The sequence below is a fragment of the Variovorax sp. FW305-3-2-15-B-LB1 genome (assembly GCF_058787635.1).
Genome location: NZ_JBYSZY010000001.1, coordinates 226,305 through 238,954 on the forward strand (window position 1 = coordinate 226,305; position 12,650 = coordinate 238,954).

Below are 12,650 nucleotides of genomic sequence, written 5' to 3' on the forward strand. Positions count from 1 at the left end.
TTGTTGTGTCCCCGCCCCAAAAGAAGAATCGCGGCCGGCAACGCAGCCCTCAGCACAACAACGGAGACAACCGAATGAAGAAGAGATTGACCGCCCAGGCCGCCCTGGTCCTGGCCCTTGCCGCCTCGGGTGCAGCGCACGCCCAGTCCACCCTCACGATCTTCGGCGTGCTCGATGCCTCGATCACCTCGACCACCAACCGGGCGCAGAACCTGTCGCCGCGCGGCGGCAGTGTCTCGCTTTCGCGTACCGAGCTGGCCAACAGCCGCAGCGCCAGCAGCCGGCTGGGCTTCATGGGCCAGGAAGACCTGGGCGGCGGCATGGCGGCGGCGTTCTGGCTCGAAGCCCCCGTGACCAACGACGACGGCGCCACCGGCATCGCCACCTTCTCGCGCCGCTCGACCTTGAGCCTGCTGGGTACCTTCGGCGAGCTACGGGTGGGCCGCGACTACATGCCGGTGTTCGTCAACGACGTGCTGGTCGACCCCTTCAGCTTCAACGGCGCCGGTGCCGCCCTCACCTTCATCGCCAACACCGGTTCGCGGCTCGACCGCGTCTCGCGCGCGAACAACTCCATCGCCTACTTCCTGCCACCGAACCTGGGTGGCTTCTACGGCCAGGCAATGTATGCATTGCATGAAGGCACCAAGCAGACGCTGTGGACCACGCCGCCACCGCCCAACAGCACGCGCACCGGCCGCCACATCGGCGCGCGCTTCGGCTACGCGAAGGGGCCGCTGGACATCGGCGTTGCCTTCGGCCGCAGCACGACGGGCGACGACTACAACGCAGGCACCACCGACGAAGTGCAACTCGCAAGCCTGGGGCTGACCTACGACTTCAACTTCGCCAAGTTCTACGCAGGGGTCAACCGCAGCAAGGCCGGCCGCGACTACGCGAGGCCGCCTGTCTCGCCGCTGCCCGACGTCACGCTGAACAGCGCCCTGATCGGCGTCACCGTGCCGGTGGGTGTGGGCGTGATCCGCGCGACCTATTCACGGGCCGTCTACGACGAGCACCTGAACGACAGCCGCCCCGACCCGCAGGCCAGCAAGATCGCGCTCGGCTACCTGCACAACCTGTCCAAGCGCACCGCGCTGTATGCCACCGTGGCCCGGCTGCGCAACAAGAATGGCGCGGCGATCACCATCGGCGGCCCGGCCTACCTGCGCAGCGCGTCGCTCGTGCCGACGACGTCGACGGGCTACGACGTCGGCATCCGGCATGCCTTCTGACCGGCCTGGATCAGGCCGCCGCCACCCCACGCTCGCTCGTGATCTCGGCGCCTTCGCGCATCGTCTTCGTGACGGGCGTGTTGGCCACCACCTCGAGCAGCCGGCTCCACTGCGCATCGGTCAGCGGTGCGCTGGCGTGCAGCACGCGGTGGATGTGCGCCTTGCCGTCCGCGTCTTTCGTGAAGCTCAGCTCGGCCTTGAACTCGCCCAGCTCCCAGCCCTTGCGCTGGGCGTACATCCGCAGCGTGATCGCGGTGCAGGCGGACAGCGCGGCCAGGTAGTAGTCATAGGGCGCCGGCCCCGCGCCCTGCCCGCCCAATGACGCCGGCTCGTCCGCCACCAGCTGGAACTTGCCGACCTGGATGCGGTGGTTGAAATTGACGTCGGTGGAGACGATCGTTGCGGTGTGGCCCATGGGTGTGCTCCTGTTGACAAGCAAGCATTCTGGCGCGGCCGAACGCCCGAAAACATCAGCACCAACGGGGTTGATCCAGACGCTCATAATGCTCGCCGGGCGGCCATGCCAGGGGTCGCCAGCCACCCGGCACAAGCGGGTGCGCCGCCTTCCTGCCTGGCATCGACGGAACGACACCATGAGCGCTTTGCACATGTTTCTACCGGTCTCCGAGCCCGCGCGCAGCGAGGCGCTGGCGCTTTTCATCAAGACACACCACGTGCCCCGCCACCTCGTGAGAGGCACCTCGCGCAAGATGCCGGACGACTGCGGTCCCCCCGCGCCGGTTCGCACCTCGCAGGAACAACCGCAGGCCGCATCCGCCCAGCCATCGGCCGCATCGGCCTAGGGCGGACAGACCGCAAGGAAAACAGCCCTCGCCGCGCCGGTCGCGCGCGGCGCGTGTTCGTGCGCCCTTCTTGGCTCGCCTCCGGCGGCCGCTGGGCATCGCGTGCCACATCGCCGCGAGGCAGCCCATCTTTCCATTCGCCTACACCGAAAACCCGGGATAAAACCCACCTTCATCGGTCACACTGGCGACATCGACAAAAGAATGCGCGAGTTGTCGCGACATACTGCACGAATGCAAAAAAATCACATGGAAACGAGCCGCCCCACGATGCGCTCGTTCCGCAGCCAGCCATGACGGAGTTGAGGGTCAGCTGGGAGCACACGTTCCCCGACGACGGGACGAAGCTGGTCATCCATTCGAACTGGGTTTCCAACACCCCCGCCACGCAGGCCTACCTCGAGGCCTTGGTCGCGCGGGTCGGGCAGATGGACCCGGCGCCCCACTGCGTTTTCGAGAAACGCCAGGCCGTCCCTTCGCGCTCGTTGCCGCCGGACCTCGGCACCTTCACCTCGGCCGAGTTCTGGCAGGTGGCCGAGCTGCTGCACCTGCAGGCCACCCCCTCCCTCGCCGCCGCGCGGCTGGTGCTGGTCGAGGGCATGCGTCCGGCCAAGGCGGCGAGGCAGCTCAACACGAGCCCGCAGGCGTTGACGAACACGTTGCGCAAGATCCGCACGGAGCGCGCGACCTCGTCGCGGCTGGGCAGGTTGCCCGCCGACCGGCCGCCATCCGAAGGCACCGCGCCACAGGAGCCCTGAGCGGCCGACCGGCGCACCCTCCCCGGCTTGCATCGGCACGGTCAATCCCGTACGCTGGCCCGGCGTCGATGCGCAGCACCCGAGCCCTTGCGGGCCGCCGGGCCGGCCTTGCGGACGCGCAAAGGAGTCCCGCCATGCCAAGCCGATCGAACGGCCTCGCGGCCGAAATGGAAGCAGTGCGAACGCTGGCGCTGGTGGGCGCGGCGGCCGCTGGCAAGACCTCCCTGGCCGAGGCCCTGTTGTTCAAGGCGGGCGCCGTCGGCGCGTGCGGCAGCATCGAGCGCGGCAGCACCGTCAGCGACCACGACCCGCTCGAGCGCCGCATGCTGCATTCGCTCAACGCCTCGGTGATGCACCTCACGCACGCCGGCACGCGCATCCACCTCATCGACACGCCCGGCGGCCCCGACTTTCTCGGCCAGAGCCTGCCGGCGCTGGAGGCGGTCGAGACGGTGGCGGTGGTCATCAATGCCGCCACCGGCATCGAGCCGATGGCGGTGCGCATGATGGAGTACGCGGCCTCGCGCCACCTCGCCCGCGTGATCGTCGTCAACAAGATCGACTCGCAGGGCGTCTCGCTGTCAGGCCTGCTGGCCGACATCCAGGCCACCTTCGGCCGCGAATGCCTGCCGCTGAACGTGCCCGACGGGGTCAACCGGCAGGTGATCGACTGCTTCTTCAACCGCTTCGGGCGCTCCGACTTCGGCCCCGTCGAAGCGGCGCACCGCGCGCTGGTGGAACAGGTGGTCGAGGTCGACGCGGCCTTCGTCGACCGCTACCTCGAGGAAGGCGACGTCGACCCGTCCGAGCTGCACGCACCGCTCGAGCAAGCGCTGCGCGAAGGCCATCTGATTCCGGTGTGCTTCACCTCGTCGCGCAGCGGCGCCGGCGTGGCCGAGCTGCTGGACGTGATCGTCAAGCTCCTGCCCGACCCGACCGAGGCCAACCCGCCGGAGTTCCTCGCCGGCGAAGGCGCGCAGGCCCAGCCCATGCAGGCCAGTCCCGACCCGTCGCTGCACGTGCTGGCGCATGTGTTCAAGGTCACGATCGACCCCTATGTCGGCAAGATGGGCATCTTCCGCGTGCACCAGGGCACGGTCACGCGCGACAGCCTTCTCTACATCGGCGACGGCCGCAAGCCGTTCAAGGTGGGGCACCTGTTCATGCTCCAGGGCAAGGACCATGTCGAGGTGTCGCACGCGGTGCCGGGCGACATCGTGGCGGTGGCCAAGGTCGACGAGATCCATTTCGATGCCGTGCTGCACGATGCGGCCGAAGACAGCCATGTGCACCTCGCGCCGCTGCCGTTCCCGGTGCCGGTGTACGGCCTGGCCGTGGAGCCCAAGCGCCACGGCGACGAGCAGCGCGCCTGGGAAATCCTGGGCAAGCTCGCGGCCGAAGACCCGTGCCTGCGCATCGAACATGTGGCCGCGACCAACGAGACGGTGCTCTACGGCCTCGGCGAGCTGCACCTGCGCCTCGTGCTCGAACGCCTGCGCGAGGTGTACCGCTTCGAGGTCCAGACGCGCCCGCCACGCATCGCCTACCGCGAGACCGTGACCGCGCCGGCCGAGGGCCACCACCGCCACAAGAAGCAGACCGGCGGCGCCGGCCAGTTCGCCGAAGTCTTCCTGCGCATCGAGCCGCTGGCGCGCGGCGCGGGCTTCGAGTTCGCGGACGAAGTCCGGGGCGGCGCCATTCCGAACCAGTTCATCCCCGCGGTCGAGAAAGGCGTGCGGGAGGTGCTGGCCTACGGCGCGATCGCCGGCTACCCCGTGGTCGACGTGCGCGTGGTGGTGTACGACGGCAAGCACCACAGCGTGGACAGCAAGGACATCGCCTTCGCGACCGCCGGCCGCAAGGCCTTCATGGCCGCGATCCGCGAGGCGCAACCGGCCGTGCTCGAGCCGATCGTGCAGATCGAGATCGCCGTGCCCGAGCATGCCGTGGGCGACGTCACGAGCGACCTGTCGTCGCGGCGCGGCCTGGTCACCGGCACCTCGGGCCTGGGGGCCGGCACGGTGGCCATCGGCGGACAGGTGCCCGAGGTCGAGCTGGCCAACTACCAGTCGCGGCTCAATGCGATGACCAGCGGCCAGGGGCGCTACACCATCGCGCTGTCGCACTACGAGGCCGTGCCGCCGACCGTGCAGCGCACGCTGATGGGGCAGTACCGGGTGCGCGACGACGACTAGGCACCCACCGGGGGCATGACGCTGCCATGGCCTAATGGCCGGCATCCGTCATTCGTCCCGCACGGGCTCCCCGATGAAGAAACTGCTGCCGCTGGTCCTGTCCATCTTGTTCGCCCTGCCCGCTTCCCAGACCCACGCCGCACCGCGCCAGCCGTACACCCCGGACCAGGCGCGGGCGCTGCTCACGCAGCTCGGTGCCCACGTGATGGTCATCAATTCCGACCAGACGCTGATCAAGAAGAAGCCAGCGAGCGCGTTCGACGTGCTGACCTACTACCCGCTGCCCAAGGCCAAAGTCGACGAATACCAACGCAACGGCCACATCGTCAACACGAACGACGACATCGCCGACGCTGCCACCTACCGGATCAAGGACTACGCGCTGACCAACGAGAAGAACGAAAAGCTGCGCCTGAAGGACGACGGCGGTGCGCCGTCGCTGCAGGACTTCTCGCTCTGGACCTACGACAACGCCCTGAGCAGCCAGCGGGGCTTCTACGTGAAGCTGGACAAGCCCTTCGAGCGCGTCAAGGGGCACCTCACGGTGGTGTTCGAGATGCCCGGGAACCTCCGGCACGAGACGCGGGTGCCGGTCGACCTGTCCATCACGGACAAGGACCCGCGGCCCGGCACCTGATCCTGCGGTCGCTTCACGGCGATCCTGGCTCGAAGAGCTCGCGCTGCGACGTCGTCAAGGCCGCGAAGCTGTCCCCCATGGGCTGAAGAATGGCATCGGCGATCGGCTGCAATTGCCGGGTGAGGTAGTGCTCGTAGTCGATGCGCGAATGGCGGGTTTCCAGCGGCTCCGGCCCGTTGCGGGTCATGACGTACTGGATCCAGCCGCCCTTCTGATACTGCTGGGTCCGGCCGACCCGGGCGTTGTGCTCGTCGGCGATGCGCGCGGCCCGCACCTGCGGCGGCACGTTGACCAGGTAGTCGTCGAGCCGATGGCGCAGGCGCTTGCGGTAGATGAGCAGGTCGTCCTTGGCGCCCGCCAGCGTCGCCTTCGCATAGTCGGTCACGAACGCCTTGTAGGGCTCGCCCTGGAAGATGCGTGACAGCAGGCCCTCCTGGAACTGGCGCGCCAGCGGGGTCCAGTCGCTGCGCGCCATCTCCAGGCCGCGGTACACCATCTCCTCCTTGCCCGCGGCATCCACGCTGAGACCGGCATAGCGCTTCTTGCTGCCCACCTCCGAGCCGCGGATGGTGGGCATGAAGAACTTCTTGTAGTGCGTGTCGACCTCGATCTCGAGAAAGCTCTGCAGGCCCTGTTCCTCGCGCAGCGTGCGCGCCCACCAGTCGTTGATGTCGCCCGCCAAGCGAGCCGCGACGGCATGCGCCTCCTCGTTGGTGTGGGTGCGCCGGAGCCAGATGAAGATCGAGTCGGTGTCGCCATAGATCGCCTCGTAGCCCCGCTGCTCCACGAACTCGCGCGTGAGCTTCATCATCTCGTGCCCGCGCAGGGTCACGGCGGACACCAGCTTCGGGTTGAAGAAGCGGCACTCGGACGCGCCCAGCACGCCGGCGAAGGAGTTCATGAGCAGCTTCAGCGCCTGCGACAGCGGCTCGTTCTTCGCCCGCTTGGCCTCGTCCCGCGCGTGCCAGAGCGTGGTCACGATCTGCGGCAGGCAGTGCCTGTCGCGCGAGAAGACGGTCTCCTGCGGTCCGTGGATGAGCCCGGTCGGATCGGCGGCGTTCGAGCCCTCGACGAGGCCCACCGGATCGACCAGGAAGGTGCGGATGATCGAGGGATAGAGGCTCTTGTAGTCCAGCACCACGACGGAGTCGTAGAAGCCCGGCTTCGAGTCCATCACGTAGCCGCCCGGATAGGCCTTGCTCGCGATCTCGCCCACGTTCGGCGCCACGTAGCCCAGGCGATGCATCCGCGGCAGGTAATGGTGGCTGAATGCGGCGATGGAGCCGCCGAAGTGGTCGGCCTGCAGGCCGGTGACCTGGGCACGCTCCATCATGAACTGCAGCAGCTTCGCCTTCTCGAAGATGCGCAGGACCAGCTCGCAGTCGCGGATGTTGTACAGCGCGAGCGCGGGCTTGTCGTGCTGGTAGCGCCGCTCGATCTCCGCCATCTTGTCGTACTCGTCGCCGATGGCCTTGCCTTCGCCCAGCAGCGTCTGCGAGACGTTCTCGAGGCTGAACGACGGAAAGCTCCACACCGCGGCCCGGAGCGCCTCGATGCCATCGAGGACGATCCGCCCCGGCGTGGGCGCGAACAGGTAGCCCTGCTTGCCCGGGTGCGTGCGCCACTCGATGGGCCGGCGCTCCCGCCCCAGCAGCAGCGGCACGCCGCAGTCGTTGGCGGTTTTCTGCAGCACGCGCAGGTCGAACTGGACCACGTTCCAGCCGATGAGGACGTCGGGGTCGTTGCGCTCGAACCAGTCGTTGAGCTGCTCGATCATCGCCTTGCGGGTCGGGCAGTAGACGAGCGAGAAATCCATGGGGTCGCCCGGCTCGGGCGACGGCTCGCCGAGCATGAAGACGACGCGCTCCGCCGTGCCGTCCAGCGCAATGGAGTAGAGCCCTTCATGCTGGCTCGTCTCGATGTCCAGCGACACGACCTTCAGCACCGGCCGGAACTCGGGCGCGGGGCTGAGCTTGCAGTCGACGAGCGTGGCGTGCTCGGCGCGCCCGCCTTCCACCCGCACGCCGGCGGTGATGAAGCGCTCCATCAGGTAGCGGTCGTGCGGGCGCACATCGGCTTCGAGCAAGGGGATGCCCTGCGCCTGCAGGGCGCGCGCCAACCGGCCGATCTGGCGGAAGTGCGTCGCATAGATGCCGAGGACGGCTTCCTGCTGGAAATTCTGGAGCGCGAGCTCACGCAACTGCACGCCCGGCATGGCCGCGAGGTGGACTTCCACCGCCGCCCTGTGCCGGGCGGCGACGAACGCGACGCTGCTGCGGGAGGTCAGCACCACTTTCCTCGGCCCGGCCTCGGTGGCCAGCCAGTACTCGATCTCCGTGCCGGTCGGTGCATCACGCCAGTGGCGCGTGAGGATGAAGCCCTGGAGGTCGGTGGAGGTCACGGGCGCTTGAAGATCGGGGCGAGGGAGAAGGCGGACTTGGGATCAGGAGATTCTCGCCCGGCCGCGTGCGAGCTGCAGCCGGCGTGGTGGCTTGCCATCCGCAAGGGGGCGCATCCGCCCCGCCCCCTCAAAGCACCGCAGCCTCATCCCCCTGCGCACCGTCGTCCACCACCGGCACCTCGCTGGCCACCAGCGGCTTGCCGATGGGCGCGCCGGCCTTCCCCACCCGGACCGCTGCCATGTCGGCGTCGTTCGGGTACTGCCCCGCAATCCAGTAGTCGAACACCCGCCGGACGATCGGCGCCGCGTGCGCCGCGCCGAAGCCCGCGTTCTCGACGATCGCGGCCACTGCGATGGTCGGGTCTTCGGCCGGGGCGAACGCCATGTACAGCGCGTGGTCGCGCTGGCGCGCCTCCAGCGCCTTGCCGCTCGCGCGCGCCTTCGGGCTCAGGCCCACGGCCTGCGAGGTGCCGGTCTTGCCGGCCGAGGTGTACGCCGCGCCCGCGAACACGCGCGTGCCGGTGCCGCCCTTGGTGACCGCCACCATCGCGTCGCGCACCACCTCGACGTGCTTGCGCGCATAGCCCAAGTCCTGGGCCGGCGGTTGGACCTGCCGCACCACCTCGCCGGTCGCCGTGTCGCGGATGGCCCGCACCAGGTGCGGCTGGTAGCGCACGCCGCCGTTGGCCAGCGTGGCGTTGGCCGAAGCCAGCTGCAGCATCGTGAAGCTGTTGTAGCCCTGGCCGATGCCCAGCGAAATCGTCTCGCCCGGGTGCCAGGTCTTCATGTCGGCGCGCCGGTAGGCCGCGCGCTTCCACGCCCTGCTGGGCAGTACGCCGCGCGACTCGCCCTGCAGGTCGATGCCGGTGAACTGCCCGAAGCCCAGGGGCGCCATGAAGTCGTGGATCAGGTCCACGCCCATCTCGGCGGCCAGCGAATAAAAATACGTGTTGCTCGAGAACTGGATGGCGCGGTGCATGTCGACGCCGCCCAGCCCGCCCCGGTGGCTGCGGAAGGTGCGCCCGCCGAAGTTGTAGAAGCCCGGGTCGTTCTCCACCTTGTCGGCGCTGCGCTTGCCGGTCTGCAGCGCCGCCATCGCCATGAAGGGCTTGTAGGTGGAGCCCGGCGGGTAGGTGCCGCGCAGCGCGCGGTTCAGCAGCGGGTTGTCGGGCGACTCGGTCAGCGCCTTCCAGTTCTCCGTGTCGATGCCCTCGACGAACAGGTTGGGGTCGAAGGTGGGCTTGCTCACGAAGGCCAGCACCTCGCCGGTCTTCGGGTCGATGGCCACGAGCGCGCCCCGGCGCTCGCCGAACATGTCTTCCACCAGCTTCTGCAGCTTGATGTCGAGCGACAGCATCACCGTCTGCCCCGGCCTGGCGGGGTGGCGCGACAGGCGGCGCACCGCGTGCCCGCCGGCCGAGGTTTCCATCTGCTCCACGCCGGTCTGGCCGTGCAGCGCCTTTTCGTAGCTCTGCTCGATGCCGACCTTGCCGATGTAGTCGGTGCCCCGGTAGTTGGCGCGCTCGTCTTCCTCCCAGTCGTCCATCGCGGTCTTCTCGCGCTGGTTGATGCGGCCGATGTAGCCGATCACGTGCGCGCCCACCTCGCCGTGCGGGTAGGTGCGAAACAGCCGCGCCCTGATTTCCACGCCGGGAAAGCGGTAGCGCTGCGCCGCGAAGCGCGCCACCTCTTCGTCGCTCAGGCGGGTGCGGATGGGCAGGGAGTCGAAGCTGCGCGAATCCTCGCGCAGGCGCTGGAAGCGACGGCGGTCCCTGGGCGTCACTTCGAGCAGCTCGCCCAGCTCGTCGACGACGGTGGCGATGTCGCCCACCTTCGACGGCGTGATCTCCAGCGTGTAGGCCGCGTAGTTGGACGCCAGCACCACGCCATTGCGGTCGAGAATCTGCCCGCGGTTGGGCACCACGGGAACGATCGCCGTGCGATTGCTCTCGGCCCGGTCCGCCAGCGTTTCATGGCGCACCACCTGCAGGTAGACCAGCCGCGCGCCGATCAGTCCGAATCCGAACAACACCGCACAACCGACCACCACCACACGGCGGCGAAAAAGAGCGAGCTCGGCGGCGGCATTGCGAATTTCATTCATCGGGCGAAACGGGGTGGGGAAAGAAGCGGAGAAGCCAGATAGGAGGCCCCGCCCGCCCGAAGGTTCCGCGTCGGCGGTCGACGAAACGCGATCGTCCGCTCAGGCCCACGCCTCTTCGGCACCGATGCGAACCCGGCGGGTCGGCACCACCTGCTGGAGGCCGTACCCCGTGCGCTCGTCCCCTTCAGAGATCAGCCGCATCATGGCCTCGCGCAGCGCGGGGCACACGCATCTGCCTGCGTGCAGGTCACGAAAGAAGCGCATCGTGGCGCCCGCTACCACCTCGGCCATCTGCACGCCGGCCGCTTCGTGCGACTGCCTGAAATCGAGGGCGGCCACGTCCTCGAAACGGTGGTCGGACGGGGGCGTGCACAGCAGTTCCATCGCACGGTCCGGTCCTTCGGCGGCGGCCTTTCCCTGCCCCAGGATGCGCTGCACCTCGAAATTCTGGTCGTGCACCAGCCGGACATCGGACAGGCTGTGCCGGTAGTAGAGGTGGATCCGGGCGTAGATGCGCATGAACGACGTCAGGTTCGGCAGCGTCCAGGCCTGCGTCGACGACGTGTTGAGCTCGGGAGGCGGAAGAAACTCCAGCCAGGGCTGATGCTGGACCCCACTCAGCGCGTGGTACTCGGTGTTCGCCGCTTCGACGATGCGGCCGAACCCTTTCGCGACCTGCGCCGCGGCCTCTTCCTCCTCCTCCTCGGCGGTGTGCGTGGCCAGGTCGCGCAGGCTGGCAAACGATGCGTGAAGTGTTCCAGCCTCCGGCGTCAGGCAGGACGCGACGAAGCTGTCCAGCACATGCGCATCGGCATGGACGTGCAGGAAATCCGAGACGGCATTCCTGAGGAAGTCGAGCCGCATCGACTCGGGGTAGCCCAGGCAGGACGGCAGCAGCTGGAACGACGTGATGCAGCTGCAGATGAAGTAGCGCTTGTCGACCAGCTCGACGAAAAGCGGGGCCCGCCGGTCGAGCAAGGCGTGGATCACGGCCGCGGAGAACTCCGGCCTGGATGCCTGCGATCGGGCTCCGGGTTCGCCCGAGGGAATGCGATGACGATCGCGCAACGCCTGGAGGCGTGCATCCCACTCCTCTTCGTCCTGCAGCCCCACGCCCGCCAATGCAAAGTAGGGTTGCCGCTTGAAGTCGTAGCCCATGCCGCTGTCGAGCATGTCGCCGCTGTGGCCGCTTTCGTCGATGTAGATGGTGGTCATGGTGCCGGGGCGAACGCCTCGCGCCGTCGTGCGGTCACAGGGGCCTCTTCATGCGGCAGGTCGTGGGCTGCTCGGCCGCCTTGGCGTCCACGCTCGCGATCTGCTTCCAGCCGAACCCGGTGCCCTCCTGGTCGTAGCGGACGCTCGAGCCGTCGACCTTCTCCCAGCTCTGGACGAACATCGCCTGCTGGGCCTGGTGGTCGGACTTGCGCAGCACCACGGGGCCGTTGATGCCCTCGAAGCGCAGGCCCTCGAGCTGGGCGGCCACCTTAGCCGGCTCGGCCGACTTCGCGCTGCGGATGGCGCCGGACAGCGCGACGACGGCGTTGTAGCCCATGCCGTTGATGAAGTCCTCGCCGAACTGCTTCTTGAAGTTGCCGAGCACGGCCGAGCTCTTCGCACCGGGGTCGTTGGGGTTGAAGGTCGAGACCAGCTTGACGCGGCCCTCGCCCGTCGCGCCGATGGTGCCGGGCACGCCGTAGTTGCTGCCGTTGAAGGTGTAGAAGTCGACCTTGAGCCCGAAGTCGTTGGCCGCGCGCACGATGAGCGCCAGGTCGGAGCCAGAGCTGGCCGTGATCACCGCGTCGGCGCCGGACTGGCGGATCTTGGCCATGTAGGGCGCAAAGTCCTTCACCTGCGCGGTCGGGTGCAGGTCGTCGCCCACGATCTCGATGTCCGCGCGCTTGCGCGCGAGCGACTCGCGCGATGCGCGCGCCGTGTCCTGCCCGTAGGCGTAGTTGGGATTGAGCAAGTGGATCTTGCGGATGTCCTTGCGGCCGGCCAGGTAGGTGGTGAGCGCATCGACCTTCATGTCCGAGTGGGCGTCGGTGCGGAAGTGCCAGTAGCTGCATTTCTCGTTCGTGAGCACCGGCGCCTGCGATGCGTAGTTCAGGAAGACGATCTCCTTGCCCGGATTGCGGGCGTTGTGCTTGTCGATGGCCTCGCCCAGCGCGATGCCCACACTGGACGAGCTCGCACCCTGGACCACATAGCGGATGTCCTTGGCCACGACCGTGCCGAGCAGCGCCACGGCCTCCTGCGGCGAGAGCTTGTTGTCGAAGGGAACGATCTCGAACTGGTAGGGCCCCGCCCACTTCTCCTCGTTCGCCACCCGCGCCGCGTACTGGAAGCTCTTCAACACGTTCTGGCCCAGGCCGGCCATCGGGCCCGACAGCATGTCGAGCGTGGCGATCTTCACGGTCTGCACGGGTTGGGCGCTGGCGGCCAGGGCGATGCACAGCATCGGCGCGGCGATGGTTTTCTTCAGGCTCACGGTAAGTCTCCTTGTGGATGTCGATCTGC

General features: G+C 68.2%; 10 protein-coding genes. 5 read left to right on the forward strand and 5 right to left on the reverse strand.

All coding sequences use genetic code 11. The features are described from left to right. Window positions 1-74 precede the first annotated feature (74 nt). Entirely contained in the window at window positions 75-1,235 is a 1,161-nt protein-coding gene (locus tag AC3WQR_RS00960; protein ID WP_447745421.1) for a porin, read from the forward strand. 10 nt (window positions 1,236-1,245) lie between these two features. On the opposite strand, the gene AC3WQR_RS00965 is transcribed toward AC3WQR_RS00960, so the two are convergent. After that, entirely contained in the window at window positions 1,246-1,650 is a 405-nt protein-coding gene (locus AC3WQR_RS00965) for an OsmC family protein (RefSeq protein ID WP_307693297.1), read from the reverse strand. A gap of 178 nt (window positions 1,651-1,828) precedes the next feature. Between AC3WQR_RS00965 and AC3WQR_RS00970 the strand changes: the two genes are divergently transcribed. The 4 genes from AC3WQR_RS00970 to AC3WQR_RS00985 all read left to right on the forward strand — a co-directional run bounded on the left by AC3WQR_RS00970 (window position 1,829) and on the right by AC3WQR_RS00985 (window position 5,628). Further along, window positions 1,829-2,038, forward strand: coding sequence for a hypothetical protein (locus tag AC3WQR_RS00970; protein ID WP_139702348.1), 210 nt, complete (start codon window positions 1,829-1,831; stop codon window positions 2,036-2,038). A gap of 293 nt (window positions 2,039-2,331) precedes the next feature. Then, the gene (locus tag AC3WQR_RS00975; RefSeq protein WP_062471967.1) at window positions 2,332-2,796 is read left to right on the forward strand and encodes a hypothetical protein; all 465 of its coding nucleotides are present in this window, start codon (window positions 2,332-2,334) and stop codon (window positions 2,794-2,796) included. 134 nt (window positions 2,797-2,930) lie between these two features. Then, entirely contained in the window at window positions 2,931-4,991 is a 2,061-nt protein-coding gene (gene fusA, locus AC3WQR_RS00980) for an elongation factor G (protein WP_447745425.1), read from the forward strand. A gap of 73 nt (window positions 4,992-5,064) precedes the next feature. Beyond that, entirely contained in the window at window positions 5,065-5,628 is a 564-nt protein-coding gene (locus AC3WQR_RS00985; RefSeq protein WP_447745428.1) for a hypothetical protein, read from the forward strand. A gap of 13 nt (window positions 5,629-5,641) precedes the next feature. Here the strand turns inward: AC3WQR_RS00985 and AC3WQR_RS00990 are convergent, their stop codons facing one another. The 4 genes from AC3WQR_RS00990 to AC3WQR_RS01005 form a co-directional block, all read right to left on the reverse strand. After that, entirely contained in the window at window positions 5,642-8,029 is a 2,388-nt protein-coding gene (locus AC3WQR_RS00990; RefSeq protein ID WP_492740935.1) for a DNA polymerase II, read from the reverse strand. Between the two features lie 127 nt (window positions 8,030-8,156). After that, window positions 8,157-10,133 (reverse strand): penicillin-binding protein 2, encoded by a 1,977-nt coding sequence (gene mrdA, locus AC3WQR_RS00995; RefSeq protein WP_447745432.1) that lies wholly within the window; start codon window positions 10,131-10,133, stop codon window positions 8,157-8,159. Window positions 10,134-10,232: 99 nt separating this feature from the next. Beyond that, a complete protein-coding gene (locus tag AC3WQR_RS01000) occupies window positions 10,233-11,348 on the reverse strand; it encodes a DUF3800 domain-containing protein (protein WP_447745434.1) in 1,116 nt (371 codons plus the stop codon). Between the two features lie 34 nt (window positions 11,349-11,382). Further along, complete coding sequence (locus AC3WQR_RS01005) at window positions 11,383-12,591, reverse strand: branched-chain amino acid ABC transporter substrate-binding protein (protein WP_447748781.1); 1,209 nt, start codon at window positions 12,589-12,591, stop codon at window positions 11,383-11,385. Between the last annotated feature and the right edge of the window lie 59 nt (window positions 12,592-12,650).